The 21,931-nt window shown below is 63.2% G+C and carries 27 protein-coding genes; 12 read left to right on the top strand and 15 right to left on the bottom strand.

Going from position 1 to position 21,931, the window contains the following annotated elements:
- Positions 1-14 precede the first annotated feature (14 nt).
- From BLS48_RS14830 to BLS48_RS14790, 9 genes are all read right to left on the bottom strand, one after another.
- Positions 15-935 carry an anti-sigma factor family protein gene (locus BLS48_RS14830; RefSeq protein WP_091578698.1) on the bottom strand — a complete coding sequence of 307 codons (921 nt, stop codon included), beginning with the start codon at positions 933-935 and terminating at the stop codon, positions 15-17.
- Positions 932-1,471, bottom strand: a complete 540-nt coding sequence (locus BLS48_RS14825) for a sigma-70 family RNA polymerase sigma factor (RefSeq protein ID WP_091578697.1) — start codon at positions 1,469-1,471, stop codon at positions 932-934. Before BLS48_RS14825 ends, BLS48_RS14830 begins: the two co-directional genes overlap by 4 nt.
- Before the next feature lie 37 nt (positions 1,472-1,508).
- Positions 1,509-1,733, bottom strand: a complete 225-nt coding sequence (locus tag BLS48_RS14820) for a hypothetical protein (protein WP_091578695.1) — start codon at positions 1,731-1,733, stop codon at positions 1,509-1,511.
- Between the two features lie 138 nt (positions 1,734-1,871).
- The gene (locus tag BLS48_RS14815; protein WP_091578694.1) at positions 1,872-3,077 is read right to left on the bottom strand and encodes an aminotransferase class V-fold PLP-dependent enzyme; all 1,206 of its coding nucleotides are present in this window, start codon (positions 3,075-3,077) and stop codon (positions 1,872-1,874) included.
- A 25-nt stretch (positions 3,078-3,102) separates the two neighbouring features.
- The gene (locus BLS48_RS14810) at positions 3,103-3,564 is read right to left on the bottom strand and encodes a RidA family protein (protein ID WP_091578692.1); all 462 of its coding nucleotides are present in this window, start codon (positions 3,562-3,564) and stop codon (positions 3,103-3,105) included.
- A 36-nt stretch (positions 3,565-3,600) separates the two neighbouring features.
- Entirely contained in the window at positions 3,601-4,398 is a 798-nt protein-coding gene (locus tag BLS48_RS14805) for an amino acid ABC transporter ATP-binding protein (protein ID WP_091578690.1), read from the bottom strand.
- Between the two features lie 4 nt (positions 4,399-4,402).
- On the bottom strand, positions 4,403-5,053 hold the full coding sequence (locus tag BLS48_RS14800) for an amino acid ABC transporter permease (RefSeq protein ID WP_091578689.1): 651 nt from the start codon (positions 5,051-5,053) through the stop codon (positions 4,403-4,405).
- Positions 5,054-5,719, bottom strand: a complete 666-nt coding sequence (locus tag BLS48_RS14795) for an amino acid ABC transporter permease (RefSeq protein WP_091578687.1) — start codon at positions 5,717-5,719, stop codon at positions 5,054-5,056.
- Between the two features lie 71 nt (positions 5,720-5,790).
- A complete protein-coding gene (locus BLS48_RS14790; RefSeq protein WP_091578686.1) occupies positions 5,791-6,663 on the bottom strand; it encodes a transporter substrate-binding protein in 873 nt (290 codons plus the stop codon).
- 130 nt (positions 6,664-6,793) lie between these two features.
- On the opposite strand from BLS48_RS14790, the gene BLS48_RS14785 reads away from it, so the two are divergent.
- A complete protein-coding gene (locus BLS48_RS14785; protein ID WP_091578684.1) occupies positions 6,794-7,582 on the top strand; it encodes an IclR family transcriptional regulator in 789 nt (262 codons plus the stop codon).
- 19 nt (positions 7,583-7,601) lie between these two features.
- Here BLS48_RS14785 and BLS48_RS14780 read toward each other — a convergent pair whose 3' ends face one another.
- Positions 7,602-7,805 (bottom strand): YdcH family protein, encoded by a 204-nt coding sequence (locus BLS48_RS14780; protein ID WP_091578683.1) that lies wholly within the window; start codon positions 7,803-7,805, stop codon positions 7,602-7,604.
- A 241-nt stretch (positions 7,806-8,046) separates the two neighbouring features.
- Between BLS48_RS14780 and BLS48_RS14775 the strand changes: the two genes are divergently transcribed.
- From BLS48_RS14775 to BLS48_RS14760, 4 genes are all read left to right on the top strand, one after another.
- Complete coding sequence (locus tag BLS48_RS14775; protein WP_027023510.1) at positions 8,047-8,226, top strand: YdcH family protein; 180 nt, start codon at positions 8,047-8,049, stop codon at positions 8,224-8,226.
- Positions 8,227-8,549: 323 nt separating this feature from the next.
- Complete coding sequence (ispG, locus tag BLS48_RS14770; RefSeq protein ID WP_091578931.1) at positions 8,550-9,800, top strand: flavodoxin-dependent (E)-4-hydroxy-3-methylbut-2-enyl-diphosphate synthase; 1,251 nt, start codon at positions 8,550-8,552, stop codon at positions 9,798-9,800.
- Positions 9,801-9,948: 148 nt separating this feature from the next.
- Complete coding sequence (locus BLS48_RS14765) at positions 9,949-10,803, top strand: lytic transglycosylase domain-containing protein (protein ID WP_091578681.1); 855 nt, start codon at positions 9,949-9,951, stop codon at positions 10,801-10,803.
- A 59-nt stretch (positions 10,804-10,862) separates the two neighbouring features.
- The gene (locus BLS48_RS14760; RefSeq protein WP_091578679.1) at positions 10,863-11,600 is read left to right on the top strand and encodes a class I SAM-dependent methyltransferase; all 738 of its coding nucleotides are present in this window, start codon (positions 10,863-10,865) and stop codon (positions 11,598-11,600) included.
- Positions 11,601-11,625: 25 nt separating this feature from the next.
- On the opposite strand, the gene BLS48_RS14755 is transcribed toward BLS48_RS14760, so the two are convergent.
- Entirely contained in the window at positions 11,626-13,965 is a 2,340-nt protein-coding gene (locus tag BLS48_RS14755) for a response regulator (RefSeq protein WP_091578678.1), read from the bottom strand.
- A gap of 625 nt (positions 13,966-14,590) precedes the next feature.
- Here BLS48_RS14755 and BLS48_RS14750 point away from each other — a divergent pair.
- On the top strand, positions 14,591-15,526 hold the full coding sequence (locus BLS48_RS14750) for a glycosyltransferase family 2 protein (protein ID WP_143019430.1): 936 nt from the start codon (positions 14,591-14,593) through the stop codon (positions 15,524-15,526).
- A gap of 45 nt (positions 15,527-15,571) precedes the next feature.
- Here BLS48_RS14750 and BLS48_RS14745 read toward each other — a convergent pair whose 3' ends face one another.
- Positions 15,572-16,489 carry a polyprenyl synthetase family protein gene (locus tag BLS48_RS14745; protein WP_091578674.1) on the bottom strand — a complete coding sequence of 306 codons (918 nt, stop codon included), beginning with the start codon at positions 16,487-16,489 and terminating at the stop codon, positions 15,572-15,574.
- 78 nt (positions 16,490-16,567) lie between these two features.
- Between BLS48_RS14745 and BLS48_RS14740 the strand changes: the two genes are divergently transcribed.
- The 3 genes from BLS48_RS14740 (at position 16,568) to BLS48_RS14730 (ending at position 18,382) form a co-directional block, all read left to right on the top strand.
- Positions 16,568-17,329 carry a transglycosylase domain-containing protein gene (locus BLS48_RS14740; RefSeq protein WP_091578672.1) on the top strand — a complete coding sequence of 254 codons (762 nt, stop codon included), beginning with the start codon at positions 16,568-16,570 and terminating at the stop codon, positions 17,327-17,329.
- 140 nt (positions 17,330-17,469) lie between these two features.
- Positions 17,470-17,652: a 50S ribosomal protein L32 gene (gene rpmF, locus BLS48_RS14735; RefSeq protein WP_008834724.1), complete on the top strand. Its 183-nt coding sequence runs from the start codon at positions 17,470-17,472 to the stop codon at positions 17,650-17,652.
- Positions 17,653-17,980: 328 nt separating this feature from the next.
- Positions 17,981-18,382, top strand: a complete 402-nt coding sequence (locus BLS48_RS14730) for a hypothetical protein (protein ID WP_091578671.1) — start codon at positions 17,981-17,983, stop codon at positions 18,380-18,382.
- Between the two features lie 9 nt (positions 18,383-18,391).
- On the opposite strand, the gene BLS48_RS14725 is transcribed toward BLS48_RS14730, so the two are convergent.
- The 3 genes from BLS48_RS14725 to BLS48_RS14715 all read right to left on the bottom strand — a co-directional run bounded on the left by BLS48_RS14725 (position 18,392) and on the right by BLS48_RS14715 (position 19,862).
- On the bottom strand, positions 18,392-18,823 hold the full coding sequence (locus BLS48_RS14725) for a GlcG/HbpS family heme-binding protein (RefSeq protein WP_091578930.1): 432 nt from the start codon (positions 18,821-18,823) through the stop codon (positions 18,392-18,394).
- A gap of 206 nt (positions 18,824-19,029) precedes the next feature.
- The gene (locus tag BLS48_RS14720) at positions 19,030-19,263 is read right to left on the bottom strand and encodes a hypothetical protein (RefSeq protein WP_023810948.1); all 234 of its coding nucleotides are present in this window, start codon (positions 19,261-19,263) and stop codon (positions 19,030-19,032) included.
- 77 nt (positions 19,264-19,340) lie between these two features.
- Positions 19,341-19,862, bottom strand: coding sequence for a winged helix-turn-helix transcriptional regulator (locus tag BLS48_RS14715; protein WP_091578669.1), 522 nt, complete (start codon positions 19,860-19,862; stop codon positions 19,341-19,343).
- A 100-nt stretch (positions 19,863-19,962) separates the two neighbouring features.
- Between BLS48_RS14715 and BLS48_RS14710 the strand changes: the two genes are divergently transcribed.
- The 3 genes from BLS48_RS14710 to BLS48_RS14700 all read left to right on the top strand — a co-directional run bounded on the left by BLS48_RS14710 (position 19,963) and on the right by BLS48_RS14700 (position 21,920).
- Positions 19,963-20,796 carry an alpha/beta fold hydrolase gene (locus tag BLS48_RS14710; RefSeq protein ID WP_091578668.1) on the top strand — a complete coding sequence of 278 codons (834 nt, stop codon included), beginning with the start codon at positions 19,963-19,965 and terminating at the stop codon, positions 20,794-20,796.
- Between the two features lie 126 nt (positions 20,797-20,922).
- Positions 20,923-21,579, top strand: a complete 657-nt coding sequence (locus BLS48_RS14705) for a glutathione S-transferase family protein (protein ID WP_091578928.1) — start codon at positions 20,923-20,925, stop codon at positions 21,577-21,579.
- A 5-nt stretch (positions 21,580-21,584) separates the two neighbouring features.
- Positions 21,585-21,920, top strand: a complete 336-nt coding sequence (locus BLS48_RS14700) for an ArsR/SmtB family transcription factor (RefSeq protein ID WP_091578666.1) — start codon at positions 21,585-21,587, stop codon at positions 21,918-21,920.
- Positions 21,921-21,931: the final 11 nt, after the last annotated feature.

Genomic DNA, 21,931 nt, shown 5'->3' with positions numbered 1-21,931 from the left:
CGAGCAAAACCGCCTCATACGGCCGCCTTGCGGAAGCGGGCGACGAAGTCGTCGAGTTCGGGCCGCTCCATGTCGGAGATCGCCCAGTAGGAGAAGGCGCCGTCGCTCCAATGCACCATCGAGAAGCCGCCCGACGAAAGATCTTCCGGCGCGGTGGTGCTGCCGCCCTGCTGCGGTTCGGCGACCAGCGTGATCAGGTGTTCGCGGTGACGGTAGACCAGTGCCGGCACCGGCCGGTCGGCGATCACCTCGACGCGGCCACCGATCAGTGCGTAACCGTCCTGTGCAAGGTCGGGCGCCGGCGGCGAAACGCCGATCCGGGCGTCGAGCCATGGCTTGACCGTATGGCGGTCGGACGAGACGATGTCGATCGGGCTGGCGGCAAGCAGGCTGCGGCGATGGCCGCTGGCGACCGCCGCAGCGAAGCCGTCGGACGCGCTGTTGAACATCACCCATTGCGTCGCCCCGCTGGCCAGCACCGCGCTGATCATGATCGACGCGGCCATGGCGCGCCAGTCGAACGAGCCGAAGCGGCGCGCCCTTGGCAGCGCCCGCGTCTGCGACGGCCTTGTCTGGGCCTCCTGCCTCGCGGTTCCGCGGAGTTGGCTTATCTGATCCGGTCGCGCCGACGGTATGTCCCGCCGCGGCTCCACCAGTTCGTCTCGCACCGGCTCTTCCTGTGTCGGCTGTGCCGTGGCTGTCACACCAAGTGCAGCGATACGCGCCCGAAAGGCGTCGCTGACATCGGGGCGTGGCAAGCGGGTGACCGCCGCCCGCAAGGCGACGATGCGGGCATGTTCGGCGGCAAGCCGCGGGTCGGCGGCAATGCGCCGCTCCAGCGCCAGCGCCGCCGCCGCATCGAGTTCGCCATCGATCAAAGCGTGGATCATCAACTTGATCCCTTCCGCGTCGTTGGGCAGTCCGTCGTCGCTCATGGCGCACTCCCAAGTTCAGACATAAGCAGGTTCCGTGCCCGCGCCAGCCGTGACATCACCGTGCCCATCGCCACGCCGAGCATGGCCGATATCTCGCGATAGCTGAGGCCGTTGATGTCGCGCAGCACCAGCGTCTCGCGAAACGGCTGCGGCAGCGCCGCTATCGCCGCTTCCAATGCCGCCGTATCGGCCTTGGCGATCAAGCTCGCCTCCGGGCCGTTCTCGTCCGGCAGGCTGGTGCCGTGTGCCGCCGCCATGTCGTCGAGATCGCCGAGGTCGCCGACGGCCATGATGCTGAGCGGCCGGTTGCGCGACATCCAGGTGTAGGAGGTGTTGCGCACGATGGTCAGCAGCCAGGCGCGGGAGTTGCCGCCGGCATAGCCTGATATGCCGGCATGTGCCTTGATGCAGGCATCTTGCACGACATCCTCCGCGTCGGCGGCATTGCCGGTCAGCCAGCGGGCAAGCGCCAGCGCGTCGCCGAGATGCGGCAGCACCACTTCGTTGAAGCGCTCGGCCAAGGCCTTCTCGCTCAAAGCAGCACCATGATCCGATACTCCGGGCCGTGCCGCTTCAAGATGTGATGGCGACCTTGCCCTGCTCGTAGGGGTAAAGCCCCCGGGAACAGGCAAAGCCGCCTGCCTTGCTGGAACTGAATTCATCTGCGTCACCGGTGTCAAGCGCTATGGCAGGGAAGGGCGCCATGGAGGAAGGACTGGCGACGATCATGCGCTTCAGCGCATGACGACGGCTGGCGCCGCGGCCATGTTCGCTGTCGTCTTCGCAATGAAGGGGCATGTCGGTCTCCTCAACGCCAGCAGTGGCGTATGTCGAGGAGACCCGGGACGGCGTTGGTTTATTCCCGCCGCGTGCAAATTCGCCCGTTCACAGTCGCGTGATCGATCGGTGCATTTCAGGTCAGTGGCCGCTTGACGCTCAGTCCGGCCAGCGCAACACGCCGGACGAATCCTTGCGGACAGGCTTCATCGCATCGGCAGGACGGTCCTTCGCGGTCAAAATGGCGCGCAGCCGTTCGGCGACGATCTCCGCCTCGCCGGGGTGAAGATTGCACGGGTCGAGGAAGAAATGGCCGCGCTCGACCTCGTGGTTGCGCACGATGATGGGTGGCGAGCCCGCCGCGAGTGCCGAGGTTAGACCTGCCGCCGTGAACCGGCTCTCGGGCGACACGAAGACCTGCAGGCGGTCGAGCGGATTGGCGGTCGGGTCGGGAATAATCTGCGCGACGATGCCCGGCAGTCCCTGCAGCGCGTCCTTCCACAGGTTGAGCGCTGCTTCCTCACGCCGGCGGATGCCTCCATGGTCGCGCTTTTCCCAGGCTTCGAGCGCGGCCATGGTGCCGGCGATGCTTTCCTTGCCGACCTTCATGGCGCGCGCGACACCACGATTCTGCAGATAGGCTGATCGCACCAGGTCCTTGCGCCCGGTAACGATGCCGCTGGTCGGTCCGCTGAGGAATTTATGGCCGCTGTAGACGACGATGTCGGCGCCGCGCGCCAGGAAACCGCGCAGATCGTATTCGGACGCCGCGTCGACGATCACCGGAACGTCCTTGGCGTGGCAGATCTCGCAGAATTCCTCGAGCGACAACATGCCGTACTGCACGGTGTGGTGGGCAACGACGTAGAGGCCGGCTGCGGTGCGGTCGTTGATCGCTTCGCGCACATGATAGTCCTGCGTCACGCTGACGGTCCCGGCGGGTACCACCTTGGCGCCGGCGACGCGCACCGACTGATCGATCGGGGCGCCGTAATTGACGATGTGGCCAAGCTGGATGACGACCTCCGACTTGAGGTCGCCTGTGTCATCGGGCAGACGCTCGATGGCGAGCAGGTTGGTTCCGGTCATCGCGCCGGCTACGGCCATGGTGATGCCGCTGGCGCAGCAGGCGGTGATGAAGCCGGCCTCGCCGCCGGTCAGGCGCGCGACGACCGTGCTTGCCGCACGCTGGAGATCGTCCATCTCCACCCATTGCGAGGCCATTTCGGACATGGCGCTGATCGCTTCGGGGACGATGATCGAGGCGCCCAGCGCGGTCATCGTGCCGGAGACGTTGATGATCGGGCGAAGACCGAGCCGTTCGCGGATTGTCGAGTTGGAGCCGCCGGCGGAAGTGGTTTTCATCTTTGTTGATCCCATTGAGGAGAAGTCAGGCGGCGATCTCGACGACCGCCTCGATTTCGACTGTGATGTTTCCGGGCAAGGAGCCGACGCCGATCGCCGAGCGTGCATGCCCGCCGATGCCGTCGAAGACGTCGGCGAAGAGGTCGGAACAGCCATTGACCACCTTCGGGTGATCGCTGAATGTCGGTATCGCGTTGACGAAGCCGAGCAGCTTGACGATGCGCACGATGCGGCCGAGGTCGCCAGCGGCCGCGTGCATGACGGCGAGCAGATTAAGGCCGGTGAGGCGGGCATGGCCGTAGGCCTCCTCGACCGTGACGTCATCTCCCACCTTGCCGGTGAAGAGCGTGCCGTCGGCCCGCAGCGGCCCCTGGCCGGACAGGAAGATCAACCGTCCGCTTTCAGCGTGAGTGACGAAGTTGGCGATGGGCGTCGGCGGTTCGGGCAGCGTCAGGCCCAATTCGGCGAGCCGGATGTAAGGCGTCATGAAAAGGCTCCTTGCGACAGCTTTCGCCGTCTGGTGTCAGAAATGCGAGGCGCGGAAGCGTGCCAGGAAGTTGCGCAGGCGCTCATTATCGGTGTCCGCCGCAAGAATTTCGGCGGGTGGGCCGGCCGCGCTGACGCCGCCGTCGGCCATGAAGACGATGCGGCTCGAAGCATCGCGGGCAAAGGCCATCTCATGCGTGACCATCACCATCGTCATGCCTTCCTCGGCCAGGCTGCGCACGACCTCGAGCACCTCACCGACCAGTTCGGGGTCGAGAGCGGAGGTTATCTCGTCGAGCAGCAGGATCTTCGGTCCCATCGCCACGGCACGGGCAATGCCGACACGTTGCTGCTGGCCGCCGGACAGTTCGGCGGGAAGGCTGTCGGCCTTGTGGGCAAGGCCGACCCGGCCGAGCCAGTGTTCGGCGATGCTGCGTGCTTCCGCGCTGCTCTTGCCGCGCACCTTGCGCAGACCAAGCATGATGTTGCCAGCCGCTGTCAGATGCGGAAAGAGGTTGAAGCTCTGGAACACCATGCCGGTTTCGGCGCGCATCGCGGCGAGGTCGCGTTCGCTGCGGCGCTGCCGGGTCCCGGTGTCGCGAAAGCCGACCTCCTTGCCGTCGATGCGGATCGAACCGCTGTCGTAGCTTTCCAGGAAGTTGACGCAACGCAGCAGCGTGGTCTTGCCGCTGCCCGAGGGGCCAATGACCGTCACCACTTCGCCGCGCGCCACCTGCAGGCTGACCGAGCGCAGCACTTCGACGGAGCCGAAGGACTTGGAAACATTGGCGACGTCGAGAAGGGCCGGGGTGTCGATCTTGGAACTGGTGGACATCGTGCTATTCCCGGATGAAGGAGAAGCGCTTCTCGAGCCGCCGGCTGGCGAGCGAGAGTGCGTAGTTGACGGCGAAGTAGATGAGCGCGCCGAGAATGTAGAGCGGCATGGCCTCGTAGGTGCGGCCGATGACCTGGTTGATGGCCTGCATCAGGTCGGTGATGCCGAGCAATGACACCAGCGCGCTGCCCTTGACCGCATCGGTGACGCCGTTGATCCAGGGCGGCAGGAAGCGCCTGAATGCCTGCGGGAAGATGACGTAGGCCAGGCGCTGGCGAAAGGTCAGTCCGATCGCCATTGCCGCCTCGGATTGCCCCTTCGGAATGGAACCGACCGCCCCCCTGAGATATTCGATGACCTGCGCCGTCTTGAACAGGGTGAGCGCCAGCACGGCGGCCCAGAAGGACGGCAGATGAAGCCCGACGGCAGGCAGGCCGTAATAGACAAAGAAGATCAGCACCAGGATCGGTATGCCGCGGATGGTGTCGCTGAAGATGCGCACCACCCAACGCAGCGGGGCGGGACCATAGACCAGGCCGACCCCCATGATCACGCCGGCGACCAGCGAGAACACCACGACCAGCAGTGATACCCACAGCGTCAGGGCAAGACCCTGGGCGAGGAAAGGTAAGGCATAGGCGATCTGGCCGATCATCTAATGCGCCGCCCTGAACCAGCGTTCGAGAAGCCTCAGCGCATAGAGAAGCGCATAGCCCGTGAGCAGGTACATCGCCGTTACCACGAGATAGACCTCGACGATCCGGAACGTGTTGAAGTTGATCCATTGGGCGCCGTAGGTCAGTTCGGGCACCGAAATGACCGACGCCACGGACGTATCCTTGAAAAGCGAAATGAACGTGTTGGAAAGCGCAGGCAGCGTTATGCGCAGCATCGTCGGCAGGCGCACATGCAGCAACCTTTGCCACGGTGTCAGGCCGATCGCCTTGCCGGCATCGATCTGTCCGCGCGGCACGGCCTCCAGCCCGGACCTAAACACTTCGACGAGATAGGCACCGCTGTAGAGCGCCAGCGTCGCGACGAACGAGGTCTGGGCGCTGTAGGCGATATCGACCACCGTCGGCAGGCCGTAAAAGACGAGGTAGACGAGCAGGATCAGCGGCACGTTGCGGATGAACTCCACGTAGGCAGCGATAATCGTGCGCACCACACGTCCGGCCGAAACGTACCAGACCGCCAGAACCAGCCCGATGACGATGCCGATGGCGATCGAGATGACGGCAAGTTCGAGACTGAGCAGCAGTCCGCCCCAGAGCTTGTCGAAATGCCGCCAGATCAGGTTGAAATTGAGGGCATAGCCCATGCGTCCGCCTCAGTGCCGAGGGCCGTCGGGAGGCGGAAGGGCGCTGGATACGCCCTTCCGCCCGTTGCAGATCAGATGGCCGGGAAGCCGGGGTGGCGCGCCGGCGGCTCCTGCCCGAAATAGTCCTTGAACGCCGCGTCGTAGAGGGCGTTTTCGTGACCGAACATGGCGATGGTGAAGGTTGCGTTGACGAAGGTCAGCCAGTCAAGGTCGCCTTGCCGAAGTGCCGCGCCGTAAAGCATGCTCAGCCAGCTCTTGCCGGCGTCGAAGTATTTGTCCGGATTGCGCGAAGCGAGCCAGCGTACCGTGGACAGATCGACGGCGGCGGCGTCGACGCGCTTGGATTCCAGCGCCTGCAGCACGTTGGCCTGGGTATCGATCTGCATGACCTGGCACTCAGGCAGGACCGAATGCACCTGTGCCTCGGCATCGACATTCTGCAGGATGGAGACGCGCGTCGCGGCGCCGCCGGCAAGCAGCTTGTCGAAGGTCTTGTTCTCGGCGGTCGGAAGGCTCAGCAGGGCGACGCCCTCGACATAGTAAGGCCGGGAAAAATTCACCAGCTGCGAACGCTGCGCGCTCATCGTCATGAACTGGATGGTGATGTCGACCTTGTTGGTGGTCACGTTCGGAATGCGCTGCGCGGGGTCCTGCATGACAAATTCGACCTTGGTCGGATCGTCGAAAAGTCCCTTGGCAAGAATGCGTCCCATGGTGATGTCCATGCCGACGAGTTCGCCGGCGTCGTTCTCGAAGTGCCAGGGCGCGTTGGTGCTGCCGGTGCCGACGATCAGCTTGCCGCGGTCGAGCACCGTGCGCAGCAGGCTGTCGGGTGCTGCCTGGGCAGCGGCCTTCTGCGCATCGACCGTAGCCAGTACGCCGGCCGTGGCCAGCCCTGCCATTCCCAATTTCAGAAAATCACGTCTTCCGGATGTGTCGTTCACGGCGACCTCCTTTCGTGTTGTGTTCCCCTATGCACAGACAATACACGCATCGGTGGACTTCAGAGCGATCGTCTCTTACAAGAGACGTTTGTATCCTGTACAAGACAGATACTAACATCAGGAATCGACAATGCAAGATGGCAGTGCCTTGGCAGTTTCAGTTGGCCAGAAGACGGGTGGCTCCCGTGAAAAGGGCCTTAACCGGGTGCTCGAGATTCTGGAGTTTCTTCACACGACGCAGCGCGCGATCGGCATTGGCGACCTTGCCAAGGGGGTGAACGCACCCCGTTCGACGACCTACACGGTCGTGCGTTCGCTGGTCGAGGCCGGCTTGCTGGAAATGGCTGGCGACGGCAATCGCGTCTATTTCGGCAAGAAGCTCTACCTCTACGGAATGGACTATGTGCGGGGTAACGACCTGCTGAGGCGAGGGCGTCAGGAGGTCGACCATCTTTCGCGCGAAACCGGCGAGACCTCGGAGCTGTGCATGCTGCAGAGCGGCCGCTACACGATCGTCCATTCGAGTCCGGGAACCAGACCCTTCCGTATCAGTTCGGCCACCGGCCTGCAGATACCGCTGCCCTGGACCGCCTCGGGCCGGCTGCTGCTGGCGGGCCTGGAAAGGGCTGATATCGAGGCCATGGTGTCGGAAGACGATCTCACGCTGCCCGACGGCCGCCGACTGCTGTTGGACGACTTCATCACCGATATCGCGACCGCCCGGGCGACCGGCTATTGCGTCACATCCGGCCTGGTCGACGCCTATACGAAATGCCTGGCCGTTCCGGTGTTTTCCGCGCCCGGCAAGATTGAGGCGACGATGTGCCTGGTGGTTCCCATCGACACGTCAGAGGAACGGACCGGCAATCTCCTGGGCCTGTTGCGCGACCGCGCGGCCAGACTTTCGATCGGCGGATGAAGCGACCGGGCGTTGCCGCTCACGCGATGATGTCGGGAATGATCTTATCTTCCAGCGCCATCAGCCGGTCCTTGAGAACCAGCTTCTTCTTCTTCATGCGCTGGATCTGGAGCGGGTCGCAATTCGTGGCGATCATCGCGTTGATCGCCGCGTCGAAATCGGCGTGTTCCTGCTTCAGCCGGGAAAATTCGAGGCGAATATCGGCCTGTTCCTGATCGGACATTCTCTACCGTCTGCACGTCTGCGGCGCCCAAAAATGGGCCTGATTTGGGCGGGGCCGGCAACTTCTGCCACCGGCGCGCAGCCCATATCACATTTCACATTGTCGTGGAATGCTACCACGCAGCATTCGACATCGATGTCGGATGGTGGCACAGTGTCATGGTGCCGTCACAGAAGCGAGCCTGCGGTGGACGCGCCTTTGGCGGTTGCAATCGAGGAAACCATGAAAGGGAGAACCAATCATGTCTCTTGCTTCCCATCTTGATGAGTTGCAGCGGAAACACGGCGACATCGAACGTGAAATCGATGACGCGATGAACCACCCGTCGGTGGACGACCTCGAAATCGTGAATCTCAAGCGACGCAAGCTGGCACTCAAGGACGAGATTGAAAAACTGAGGGCGCAACCAACCACGCATTGATGCCCTTCTGACATAGCCGCTCACCATCCGCGGCCTCTCTTGCCGGCGGCAACTGCCGCCGGTGTGGTGGTTTTTGATTTTCAGTGCTGGCCACGATGCGAGTTGGACCTCCGTTCAGCTCCATTTTTTGCTTCGGCCGTCTCAAGCTCCATGGGTTGTTTCTGATCCCGGCGACAGGCCAATTGCGGCCAGTGGCGACCTGTCGCCATTGACAAGCCATCTTTGCTCCTCCACCTCATGCCGAACTTTAGCGCATCGGCCCGGGGCGCATTTTTGTGCGTCCAAGTGGACGCACAGTGCTCCAGAGACAAAAGGCTGCCGGCATGACCGGATATTTTTCCTTTCCCTTTCCTCGCCGCACGTCGGTCGGCGTTGATGTCGGCGGCGTGGTTGTCGGCGGCGGCGCGCCTGTCGTCGTGCAGTCGATGACCAACACCGACACCGCCGATGTCGACCAGACGGTCGCGCAAGTCGCGGCGCTGCACCGCGCCGGGTCCGAGATCGTGCGCATCACCGTCGATCGCGACGAGAGCGCGGCCGCCGTGCCACGCATCCACGAAAGGCTGGCTCGGCTCGGCATCAACGTGCCGCTGGTCGGCGATTTCCATTATATCGGCCACAAGCTCTTGGCCGACCATCCGGCCTGCGCCGAGGCGCTGGCCAAATATCGCATCAACCCCGGCAATGTCGGCTTCAAGGACAAGAAGGACCGGCAGTTCGCGGCGATCGTCGAGATGGCGATCAAATACGACAAGCCGGTGCGCATCGGCGTCAACTGGGGCTCGCTCGACCAGGAGCTGCTGACCCGGCTGATGGACGACAACCAGGCGCAGGGTTTTCCGCTGACGGCGCAGGAAGTGACCCGCGAGGCGATCGTGCAGTCGGCGATCCTGTCGGCGGAGATGGCGGAAGAGATCGGCCTTGGCCGTGAGAAAATCATCCTGTCGGCCAAGGTCAGCGGCGTGCAGGACCTGATCGCCGTCTATACCGAACTCGCCACCCGCTCCGATCATGCCCTGCATCTCGGCCTCACCGAAGCCGGCATGGGGTCGAAAGGCATCGTGGCTTCGTCCGCCGCGATGGGCATCCTGCTGCAGCAGGGCATCGGCGACACCATCCGCATCTCGCTGACGCCGGAGCCGAATGGCGACCGCACGCGTGAGGTGCAGGTGTCGCAGGAGCTGCTACAGACCATGGGGTTCAGGCAGTTCGTGCCGATCGTCGCCGCATGTCCGGGCTGCGGCCGCACGACCTCCACCGTGTTCCAGGAACTCGCCCAGAACATCCAGGCCGATTTGCGGAAGAACATGCCGGTGTGGCGCGAGAAATATCCCGGCGTCGAGAACCTCAAGGTCGCGGTGATGGGTTGCATCGTCAACGGTCCGGGCGAGTCCAAGCATGCCGACATCGGCATTTCGCTGCCCGGCACCGGCGAGACGCCGACGGCGCCCGTCTTCGTCGATGGCAAGAAGGCGGCGACGCTACGCGGGCCATCGATCGCGGCGGATTTCGAGAAAATGGTCACCGACTATATCGAGCAACGGTTTGGTCGCGGCAAGGCCGCGGCCGAATGAGCCCATGCGGAAAATCTACTCCGGCGGCCACCTGAGGGCGTCTTCTGCGCTTCCGGTGCTCACGGACCAAATGTCCGCTGCGCTCCGGTTCTCGAAGCCACCATCATGTGGCGCGCCGGAGCGACTTTCGGCACGGGCTCAGCGCGCGGTGCAGCGTTTCCTCAGGGCGACGCTGGTTCTGCTTTGCGCCCTGGTCTGCTCGACAGCTGTGCAGGCCGATCCGCCGCAATCGGCCAGGCAGAGGCTCATCGACAGGATCTGCAACCTGATCCAGGCCCATGCCGACCAGAACGGCCTGCCGCGGGATTTTTTCGCCCGCCTGATCTGGAAGGAAAGCCGTTTCGATCCCGACGCCGTCAGTCCGGTTGGCGCCGAAGGCATCGCCCAGTTCATGCCGGGGACCGCCAAGATGCGCGGCCTCGCCAATTCCTTCGACATCAGCCAGGCGATCCCGGCGTCGGCGAAATACCTCGCCGAAATGAAAACCAGCTACGGCAATCTTGGCCTGGCGGCCGCCGCCTACAATGCCGGCGAAAGCCGGGTGTCGCGCTGGCTGGGCTCCGGCGGCTTCCTGCCGATGGAGACCGAGAGCTATGTTTTCGACGTCATGGGCGAGCCGGTCGACAACTTCACTGACCGGGCCCATGCCGGAAAGGTCGAGCCGCTCGACGCAAAGGCGGATTTTGCCGTGGCTTGCCGCAAGCTGCCGGTGATCATGTCGCAAACCGTGGCGATGGCTTCGATCAATATAAAACCATGGGGCATCCAGGTGGCCGGCAACTTCCGCCGCAGTGCCGCGATCAGCCAGTGGCTGCGGGTGAGAGGCCGGTTTCCGGCCTTGCTTGGCGGGCATGATCCGGTGGTCAGCCGGGTGCGTACGCCGATCGGCCGGCGCGGCATCTACGCGGTCAGGATCGGCGTCGACGACCGCGCCGCCGCCAATGTCATCTGCCAGAGATTGCAAAGCGTCGGCGGGGCGTGCGTGGTGGTGCGCAACCGGTAAGGCCAAACCAACAAGCCCGCAGTCGAATCCAATAGAAATTTCGGTTATAGGCGCCCGCCATGACCGACAGACTCTACAGCGACCCCGATCTGGTCCAGTTCTACGATATGGAGAACGCAGGCGGCGACGATTTCAATTATTGTCTTGGATTCGCTGGCAATGCGCGCTCGGTCCTTGACCTCGGCTGCGGCACCGGTCAGCTGGCCGCGTCGCTCAGCGACGGGCGCAGCGTCACCGGAGTCGATCCGGCATCGCCGATGCTCGATGTCGGGCGCGGCAGGCCTGGCGGAGACAAGGTCGATTGGGTCGAGGGCGACGCGCGAACCGTACGGCTCGGGCGACGCTTCGATCTGGTGCTGCTGACCGGGCATGCCTTCCAGGTCTTCCTGACAGCGAACGATCAAGCGTCGGTGCTGCGCACCATCGCTATTCATCTTGCTCCAGGTGGACGCTTCATTTTCGACACCCGAAATCCCGCCGTCGAGGAATGGCGCGAATGGACGCCACAGCGCTCCGCACGGAAAGTGGCGCATCCCAGTCTCGGCACCGTCAAGGCCTGGAATGACGTGGAACACGATGTCGCCACTGGCGTCGTCACCTATTCGACCTTTTATGAAATTCCAGGCGGCGGATCGGCTCTGGGCGCTGAATCGAAGATCGCTTTCCCGGCAAAGGAGGATCTTGCCGGAATGCTGGATGACGCCGGCCTGCTCGTGGAGCAATGGCTCGGCAGCTGGCAGGGCGAACCTTATGTCGCCAACTCGCCGGAGATCATCCCGATCGGCCGGCTGCGCTGATCCGGCAGCCGGACTGGGCCTGAATTTACGCGGTCTTGGCCACCACCGTCTCGCTGAGCCAGGTGCCGATCTTGGTGCCGAGGCGGTCGGGCGAAACCGGTTTCGGCAAATAGTCGTCCATGCCGGCCTCGATGCACTTGTCGCGATCACCCTTCAGCGCATGCGCGGTGACGCCGATGATCGGGATGTGCGTGCCCGTCGAGACCTCGATCGCCCGGATGGCGCGGGTTGCTTCGTAACCGTTCATCTCCGGCATCGAGACGTCCATCAGGATCAACTTGGGGCGAAGCGACCGGTACATCTCGACCGCCGTGCGGCCATTGCCGGCGATGCGATAGCTGAGGCCCAGTCCATTGAGGATCTGGCCGAACACCAGCTGGTTCACGTCATTGTCCTCGGCAATGAGGATATCGATCGGGCCGTTCGGCGTGGCTGTCGATGCCGGTGCCGTCGCGGCTCGTATTGCCGGGCCGCGGATGACGGTGAAGGCGGGCGGTGCGGCCTGTGGAAGCGGCGGGACCGGTTCGCGGACGAACTGCGCCTTGCCAACCTGCGAACGGGCCTTCTGGACGACCGAAATGACGGTGCCGAGCAGGACGGCCGAGCGCGCCGGCTTGGTCAGATGCGCGGCAATGCCGAAGTCGAGGATCATCTTGCCGAAATCGACCTGGTCGACAGAGGTCAGCAGCACCACCGGAATCGAGGACAGCCGGCTGTCGGCGGCAATGGCCCTGGCGACATCGGCGCCGTTCATGCCCGGCATCTGGTAGTCGAGGATGATGCAGTCGACGGCGGCTCCCAGCTGGCAGGCGCGATCGAGGAAGGCCAGGCCCACGGCGCCGCTTTCGGCGGCGGCACAATCGAAGCTCCAGCTCCTGAGCTGCTCGAGCAGGATCTCGCGGTTGACCGGATTGTCGTCGATGACCAGCACGCGCGCGCCGGTGACGTCGACCGGCACGATTTCATCGCGCGCGGCGGCATGATGCGCGGGCAGCGGCACGGCAAACCAGAACACCGAGCCGCGACCAATCTCGCTCTCGACGCCGATCTTGCCGGCCATCAGGTCGACGAGGCGGGCGGCGATGGCGAGGCCGAGGCCGGTGCCTTCGTGGCGGCGGGTCGATGAGCCGTCGACCTGGGCGAATTTCTCGAACACGTTCTGCAGCTTCTCGGCCGGTATGCCGATGCCGGTGTCCTCGACGCGGACCTTGAGCTGGACGACATCCTTGACGATCTCGCCGCCGACATCGATCAGCACATGACCCTTCTCGGTGAACTTCACCGCATTGCCGAGCAGGTTGGTGACGATCTGCCGGAACCGCCCGGCGTCGCCGACGACATAGGCCGGCAGGCGCGGGTCGACACGCACGATCAGTTCGAGGTTCTTTTCGGCGACGCGCGCCGATACCAGCGTCGCCACATCCTCGACCGCTTCGGCGAGACGGAAGGGGGCTGGATCGAGGGTAAGCTGGCCGGCATTGATCTTCGAGAAATCGAGGATGTCGTTGATGATGGTGAGCAACGCATTGCCGGATTTGACGATGACTTCGGTGAAAGTCTTCTGGCGTGGGGTCAGGTCGGTCTTGGCCAGCAGTTCGGCCATGCCGAGCACGCCGTTCATCGGCGTGCGGATCTCGTGGCTCATATTGGCGAGGAATTCCGACTTGGCGCGGTCTGCGGCCTCGGCCTTGAACAGGGATTCGGCGGATTCGGCAAAGGCGCGGCGGATTGCCGATTCCATGGGGCGGAAGATCCAGAAGGCGACGACGGCAAGTGCTGCGAACAGGATGCCGCTCGCCCAAAGCAGCAGCCTGTCGCTGGAGGCATCGGCCAGGTGACGCTCATCGTCCATGGCGGTGCGGACGCGAACCAGCATGGGCTGGGCAAACAGGTCGTTCTGGTTGCGGATTTCGCGATAGCTCCATTCATCGACCTTCTGCGCCATCGACATCAGGTTGAAGTTGCGCACCATGTCGCGCGGCGACCAGAACAGATCGCCGTTGACGGAAGCGGATTCGAGCTCGTTGATGGTCTTGCGCGAAAGGCGCGGCTTTATCGCGGCAAGCTGCGCGGTCAGCGTCTCGATTTCGCCGGTCAGCCGCTCCGAATGGCCGCGCGCCGATGAGGTCAGGGCATCGCGTGTCTCGGCCCGCCAGGCGGTACCGGTCGTTTCGGCAAAGCTGGTCGCGTTGCGCAGGTCGCGGGTGAAGGCGACGAGATTGCTGCTCAGCGCGTCGATGTCATGGCGAAAGGAATTGACGCGATCGAGCGCAATCATGATGACGGCCGAAGCCAGCGCGAAGATCAGCAATCCTGAAATATAGCGCATCCGGACCGACCGGATGAAGGACGAATATTCCGGCATGCGCAACCCCAACACATACGCAACATTTTAATGGCCGGGATTACGCTTCATTTACATTAAAATTTCGTTCGTGCGGACAGGCATCAGCTTGCCGTTTTCGCGTTCGGACAAGGGTAGCCACGCCCTCCCGTGCGAAGCCGAAAGGCGGAATGAAATATTTTGCAGTGCAACATTGTGCGCTGCAGCAATCTCTGTTTTAGTCGTGACTTGACGACGGGGCGATTGGGGTCGCGGCGACTCGCACAACGTGCAGGTTCGCCGATGGCGATTGGGGCAGTGGATAACGTATATGGCTGATCGAGAGATTTGGCTTGATGCCGGCAGGAGGGCCGGCATCTTGCTCGACTTTGGCATGTCGAACGAGATTGTCCTCATCGTCGCTTCCATATCGATCCCTTGCGCGATCTTTGTCCTGTTTCGACGATCGCCGGCCTCATGGTTCCGGGGCGCGCCGTTCGGCGCGCTGGCCCGTTTCATTGCCACGATACGGCATGGAATTGGATGGAGGCTCGACGCATATGCCCGGTATGCGTCACTTCACCTCAAAGGCTATATGGCCAAGCAGTCGATTTCGCTGAGGTGGCTTTTCAGGCGGAAGGGTCGGCCAAGCGGATTGCAGGAGGGATTGATCATTTCCCTGACCTCATATCCGCCCCGTTTTGCCAGCCTGGCGCTTACGCTTCGATGCCTGCTTTCGCAGACCGTCTCCGCCGACAGGACCATTCTTTGGGTCACCGCAGAGGATTACAGGCTGCTGCCAGCGTCCGTTATCGATCTCAGGGATGAGGGACTGGAAATCCGATTTTGCAAGAACATCCGGTCATACAAGAAAATCATACCGGCGCTCCTGGCCTTTCCCGATTCCTATATCGTCACGGCGGATGACGATGTTTATTATTCTTCCAGGTGGCTCGAAGAACTTGTTGAGCTCGCCGGCAAGGGCACCATCGTTTGCCATCGCGCCCATTCGGTCAAATTTGACGAAGGTGGTCAGATCGAGCCCTATGACAAATGGGGCTACGAAGCAGCAGGCAAGGGGTCGCTGCTTTTTCCAACCGGCGTCGGAGGCGTGCTTTATGGTCCGGGCTCGCTTTCTCCCGATGTGCTGGACGAAGCCTTTATGCAGCTTTGTCCGCAGGCCGACGATGTATGGCTGTTCTGGATGGGCCGGCGCGCAGGCAGCGACTACGTCAAGACCAGGAAACGCTGGTCCGAGGTGCCGTGGAGCGGGACGCAAGGGTCGGCGTTGCATCTGACCAATGTCGCCGGCAAAGGGAATGACGAACAGATCAAGTCGATGGTGAACCGGTATGGGTTGCCCAGTCGGTCGGGTGAGCTGAAGCGACGGCCTTTCAATGCCGACGAGATGATCGCCAGGATTCAGCGGATGCTCGACACGCAGGGCATTTTGACCGCGGACGAATGTCGTTCGATATGGGCGGATGGCCCGACAATCACCGCGCCAATCCCACTTGCCGTGTCTTCTCCCGCCACTACCGGAATGGTCGAGGCGCCGGCGGATGTCACAGCCGATGCGGCTATTCCAGCCGCCCACTCCTGAGGCAAATCGGTGCCGAGGTGACGAAATGTCCGGCGCCTCTCGCGGTCAGCTGTTACGCGCGGCCACGAATTTCGCCGCTTCCTTTAGAAGCAGGGCACTGTCGCCGTAAGGCTCGAGCAATTCATGGGCCTGTTCGACAAGGCCGTTAAGCTGGCCGCGCGCCCAGGCCGCACCGTGCAGCGCCACCAGCGTCGCCTTGCCGGCGGCGGCGTCCTTGCCGGTCGCCTTGCCCATCTGGCTGGCATCCGCGGTCAAGTCGAGCAGGTCGTCGGCGAGCTGGAAGGCGAGGCCTATCGCGGAGCCGAATTCGGCCAGCCGCTCACGATCCTCGGCGGCAGCGCCGGCAATGAGCGCGCCGGCCTCGCAGGCAAAGCGGATCAGCGCGCCGGTCTTCATCGCCTGCAGCCGGATGATGCCGGCCTCGTCCGGCGGGGCCTGCTCGGCTTCGAGATCGAGCTTCTGGCCGCCGACCATGCCGCCGGCGCCGGCCGCGCGAGCCAGCGCCAGCACAAGGGCGGCCCGCCGCTCCGCCGGCAACACGGTCGCCTCGCCGGCGATGATGTCGAAGGCCAGCGTCAGCAAGGCGTCGCCGGCCAGGATGGCGGTTGCCTCGTCGAAAGCCTTGTGCACGGTCGGCTGGCCACGGCGCAAATCATCGTCGTCCATGGCGGGCAGATCATCGTGGATCAGCGAATAGCAATGCACGCATTCAAGTGCCGCCGCGACGCGCAGCGCTGCCTCGCCATCGGCGGAAAAAAGTGCCGCACTTTCCATGACCAGGAAAGGGCGCAGGCGCTTGCCGCCGTTCAGCACGCCGTGGCGCATCGCCGCCATCAGACGGTCGGGCCGCGCGATCTCGCCCGAAAGCGCGCGGTCGTCGAGCAGCCGCCGCAGCAGCGCCTCGACGGCGGCTGCCCGTGCAGTAAGCGCCATTTCGAACGCTGTTTCGTCGTCATTCGTCATGGTCGGGACCGGTAGCCGACACTCAGACGTTGCGCAAGAAGCCAAGCGCCATTATGCCGGAGCAGGGAGAAGCACGGGTTGGGCGGCTTGGCGGAACCGATCGTCGATCATGAAACCGAAAAGCTGGACATGGCGACGAGATCGAGAGGCGTGAACCGTCGCGGTCTCAAACGCTGGGTCCGGCGCGGCATCGTCGTGGCCGCGGTGCTGGCGCTTATACCAACGGTGCTGACGTTCCTCTATCTGCCATCGTTCGTGCATCCGGTATCGACGCTGATGCTGAAGGACCTGGCGACGTTCTCCGGCTATGACCGCCGCTGGGTTTCGATCGATGATGTCGCGCCGGTGCTGGCGCATTCAGTCATCATGTCGGAGGACGGGCAGTTCTGCTTTCACCGTGGCGTCGATCTCGGCGAGTTGAGGGGTGTTGTCGACGACGCGCTGGCTGGCGAGGCGACGCGCGGCGCCTCGACCATTACCATGCAGACGGTGAAGAACCTTTACCTCTGGTCGCGGCCGCTGGGCTCGGTGCGCAAGATCGTCGAACTGCCGCTGGCCGTCTATTTCGACGCGGTGATGTCGAAACGGCGCATCATGGAAATCTATCTCAACATCGCCGAATGGGGGCCGGGCATCTATGGCATCGAGGCGGCGGCACAGCACCATTTCGGCATTTCGGCAAAACAGCTGTCGCGGCGGCAGGCGGCACTGCTCGCCGTCACCTTGCCAAATCCGATTGCCCGCAATCCGGCCAAGCCCGGGCCGGGCCTGAGACGACTCGCCAATTTGATCGAACGGCGCGCCGGCCGCTCAGGCGCTTATGTCGGCTGTCTGCAGTAGCCAGCTCAAAAAAATTCAAGGCAGTGCTGGCCAAAACGGCACAGGGCGTGTATAGGCACCCGACTTTCTCAGATTTAGGCCCCGACATGGCCCTTTCACGAGGGCGGGCGGGGCTTTTGACCATGTAGTGGAGCATATCCATGGCCGTTCCGAAACGCAAAACCTCTCCGTCCAAGCGCGGCATGCGCCGCTCGGCCGACGCCCTCAAGGCCCCGACCTATGTCGAGGACAAGAATTCCGGCGAAATGCGCCGTCCGCACCACATTGACCTGAAGACCGGCATGTATCGCGGTCGCCAGGTGCTGACGCCCAAGGAAAGCTGAGACCAGCTTTTTTAAAGTCTTGAGTTAGCGAAGACCGGCCAGTGGCCGGTCTTTTTGCGTTTGGCGGTGCCGATAGCCTGCGTCTCGCGGCTCGGGCGGCATCGCCGGCACCTTCCATGCCTTTGCGATTGAAGCCCGCCTTTCTTTGGCGGTGAAGGGCCACCGCGCCGATCCATTCAAGTGTCGAGCTGCAACCGTGTCAGCAGGGCATCCGGCTGACACGGTTGTTGCATGCGGTCTTCGACCGTGTTCAGCGCTCCAACCGAAAAATCTTGACGGCGTGCCTGTGGCGCATTCTACAAAGGATTGCCCCACATGGAGACGCCAGATGTTCGGTGCCGTCCCGCTGCTGATCGTGCCTTTCGTGCTCTACAATCTCGGCTTGCTCGGGATATTCGGCAGCGGTGACGATCCGTGGGCGAGCGAAATCTTCTCGTTCCGCATGATGTCGGGCGGCGTATTCTCGATGACGCTGGGCGACCTGATGGTGCTGATCGGGCTGATCTTCCTGTTCGTCGAAATGGTGAAGTCAGTGCGCACGACAAACGCCTCGATCATGGACCATCTTCTGTCGACGCTGGTTTTCGTCGCCTTCCTGGTCGAGTTCCTGCTGGTGAAGGGCGCCGCCCATTCCGTCTTCTTCACGCTGATGGTCATCGCGCTGTTCGATGTCCTGGCCGGCTTCTCCGTATCGATGCGGTCGGCCAGCCGGGACATCAATTTGAATTAGAGCCGACCCTCAGCCTGGATCGGCGGTGAAGCCGGCGGCCTCGATGCCGGCGATCGCTGCGGCTTCGTCATTGTCCGAGGTGTCGCCGGAAATGCCGACGGCACCGATGATGGTGCCGGCCTTGTCGCGGATCAGCACGCCGCCGACGACCGGCAGCACGCGTCCACCCGACACGTCGGAGATGCCGGCGACGAGATGCGGACGCTCCTTGGCGAAGGCCTCGACCCGGCGCGAACCCATGCCGATGGCCAGCGCGCCATAGGCCTTGCCGGCCGACATCTGCGGGCGCAGGAACGAAGCGCCGTCCTGGCGCTGGAAGGCGACCAGATGGCCGCCGGCGTCAAGCACCGAGACGCCGAGCGGCTTGAGCTTGAGATCGGCGCCCTTGGCAAAGGCGGCATCGATGATCTCGATGGCTTTTTCGAGCGGCAGTGCGGTCATGGCAGTCTCCTGGTTGAAAAGCGCGTCAATCATCGACCGTCGGCCGGCAAGGCGAAATCCCGGTTTCGGTTGAAATTGCTTCGCGTGATGGGGTGGAATGGAAAACGGCGGCATGGCCTGGATAGTGTCCTTTACCGACACCATCCGGACATGGCGTTGCCGTTTGCATGGTCCAGACAGGCAGTCGATGGTAGCGGCCGGTCGCGTTATTTCTTCTTGGCGCGTGCCGGCTTCTTGGCCGGTGCGGCAGGCGCGTTGGCAAGGTCTTCCGCTTCCTTGGCGAGCCGGAGCGCCCGCAACTTGTTGGTCTTGGCCTGGCGGGCGTCGCTCTCGGCGACATATTCGGCCATGGCCTTCTGGCGGACGGTCGCCGCCTCTTCCTGCTTCTTGAAGCGCAGGTCGGCGCGCGCGCGGGCAGCATCCCGAGAGTTCTCAACCAAGACCTTATCCAATCCCGTGAATTGTGATTTTCCGCTTCTTCTAGCAGAGCCGGGCTCCAAACGGGAAAATAAGTTGGTCAAGCGGTCGTGCTGGCCCCGAGGGCCTTGCTGGCGACCACGGCCTCGTAGGCGGCCTGCAAGGTCGCTCGCACGGTGGCATCCGCCGGCGTATCGAGCGGCATGCCGAGATGCTCGTGGCGCAACTCGTCCATGAACTTGTCCCACATCGGCGGTCCGCCCTTTTCCAGCAGTTCGGCGCGGATCGACAGTTCCTCGCTGACCGGCAACCAGACGCGTCCCCAGGCGCCGAGATGGGCGAGGATCGGTACCAGCGTGATCGCCATCTCGGTCAGGCTGTAGATCGCCTTCTGCTTGTGCGAGGGATCGTCGGCCTTGGTCAGCATGCCGAGTTCCATCAGCCGCTTCAGCCGGTCGGCGAGGATGTTGGAGGCAATGCCTTCCATCGATCCGTTGAGCAGTTCGCGAAAATGGCGCCTGCCGCCGAAGATCATGTCGCGAAGGACGATCAGGCTCCAGCGATCGCCGAACACTTCGAGCGACAGATTGATCGGGCAGCCGGATCGGTGATCGAGGCTCATTCAATTTTCTCCGCAAAACCGGTTGCATTATCGTATCGGTTTTATTATCGTGCAACCGATTGCAAAATGCAATCAGTATTGCAGGAGAGGAGACCGCGCCATGACGACGACCGAACGCCCTGAAATCATCTCCGAGGCCTTTGGCGATCCGCAAGACCCGCCGCTGCTGCTGATCATGGGCGCGATGGCCTCGATGCTGTGGTGGCCGGAGGCGCTGTGCCGGAAGCTCGCCGACGCTGGCCTGTTCGTGATCCGCTATGACAATCGCGACACCGGCCGCTCGACCAAATATCCGCCGGGAAAGCCGTCCTACACGTTCGACGATATGGCGGACGACGCGATGCGTGTTCTCGACAGCCATGGTCTCCATAGCGCGCATGTGGTCGGCATGTCGGCGGGCGGGATGATCGCCCAGTTGGTGGCGTTGAAACACCCCTCACGCATCATCTCGCTGACGGTGATCAGCAGCTCGCCAATGGGGATGGACACGTCGCATCTGCCCGGCACGACCGCGGCCATCGAACACTCCGCCGAGGGCGCTGATGTCGACTGGTCGGATCGTAGCCAGGTGGTCGATTTCATCGTCAAGGATGCGCGGGCGATCGCAAGCACCGCGCATCCGTTCGACGAGGCGCGGATGAGAGCCTTCGTCGAGCAGGACTACGACCGCTCCGGCGGCTTCGAGAGCGCGACCAATCATTTCATGCTCAAGGGCGGCGACGCTTGGAAGGGCCGCCTGCGCGAGATGACGGCGCCGCTGCTGGTCATCCACGGCACGGCGGATCCGATCTTTCCGGTCGAGCATGGCGAGGCGCTGGCCGAGGCGGTGTCCGGCGCGAAAATTGTCCGCATCGAAGGCGGCGGCCACGAACTGCATCCGGACGACAGGACGGTGATATCGGCGGCAATCGTCGCCCACACCCGAGCCGGCTAAGGCGGGATGGGGCGGGGTCTTGACGAGCAAGTCTTGCCGCAATAGTTAAGTAAATGCTTCAGTGTTTAACCCTTGGCAGATGGCAAGGCACCCGCCACCGACGAACCGCGAAACAGGCGAGAAAAAATGTCCCTGACGCTTCATTTCCATCCGCTGGCCTCCTTCTGCTGGAAGCCGCTCATCGCGCTCTACGAGAACGGCATACCGTTCACTCCGGTCATCGTTGATCTCGGCAATGCCGAGTCGCGCGCGGCCTTCCTGAAGATTTCGCCGAGCGGCAAGATGCCGGCGCTGCGCGACGATGCGCGCGACCGCACGGTGCTGGAATCAACCATCGTCGTCGAATATCTGGCCGCGCACTATCCGGGGCCGGTCGAACTCGTTCCCGCCGACACCGACCTGGCGCTGGCAGTCCGCCAGGCTGATCGCTTCCATGATTTCTATGTACAGGAGCCGATGCAGAAGATCGTCGGCGACCGGTTGCGCCCGGAAGGCAAGACCGACCCGTTCGGCGTCGAGCAGGCTCGCGCCCAACTGCGCAATTCCTACGCCATCATCGAAGAGGACATGCGGTCGAAGAACTGGGCGATGGGCGAGGTCTTCACCATGGCCGATTGCGCGGCGTCTCCCGCGCTGTTCTACGCCAACAAGGTCGAGCCGTTCGGCGAAAAGTACCCCGCCGTGAAACGCTATCACGACCGGCTCGTGCAGCGGCCCGCCTTCGCGCGGGTGATCGAGGAAGCGCAGCCCTACTTCAAGTTCTTTCCCTACAACAACGGCTGATCGCGATGCTGCACGATCCTGCCCAGCTCGACCTGATGTTCCAGGCGCTCGCCGATCCGGCACGACGACAGATGGTCGACCGGCTGTCGCGGGGCCCCGCTTCGGTCAGCCAGCTGGCCGAGCCGCTGGCGATGTCGCTGTCGGCCGTCGTCCAGCATCTGAACCTGCTGGAGGCGAGCGGCCTTGTCCGCACACAGAAGCTTGGCAGGGTGCGCACCTGCCAGATCGAGCCCACGGCGTTGAGAGCGGCGGAACACTGGATCAATGAGCGGCGGCTCGCCTGGGAGCGTCGGCTGGATCGGCTGGGCGAGTTTCTCGCCGAAACCAAGGATGAGACCTGAAGGAGGCAATC

Origin of the sequence: Mesorhizobium qingshengii (assembly GCF_900103325.1) — a bacterium.
Lineage (GTDB): Bacteria > Pseudomonadota > Alphaproteobacteria > Rhizobiales > Rhizobiaceae > Mesorhizobium > Mesorhizobium qingshengii.
The sequence above is the reverse complement of the archived record's forward strand: the minus strand, read 5'-3'. Positions and strand labels throughout refer to the sequence as shown.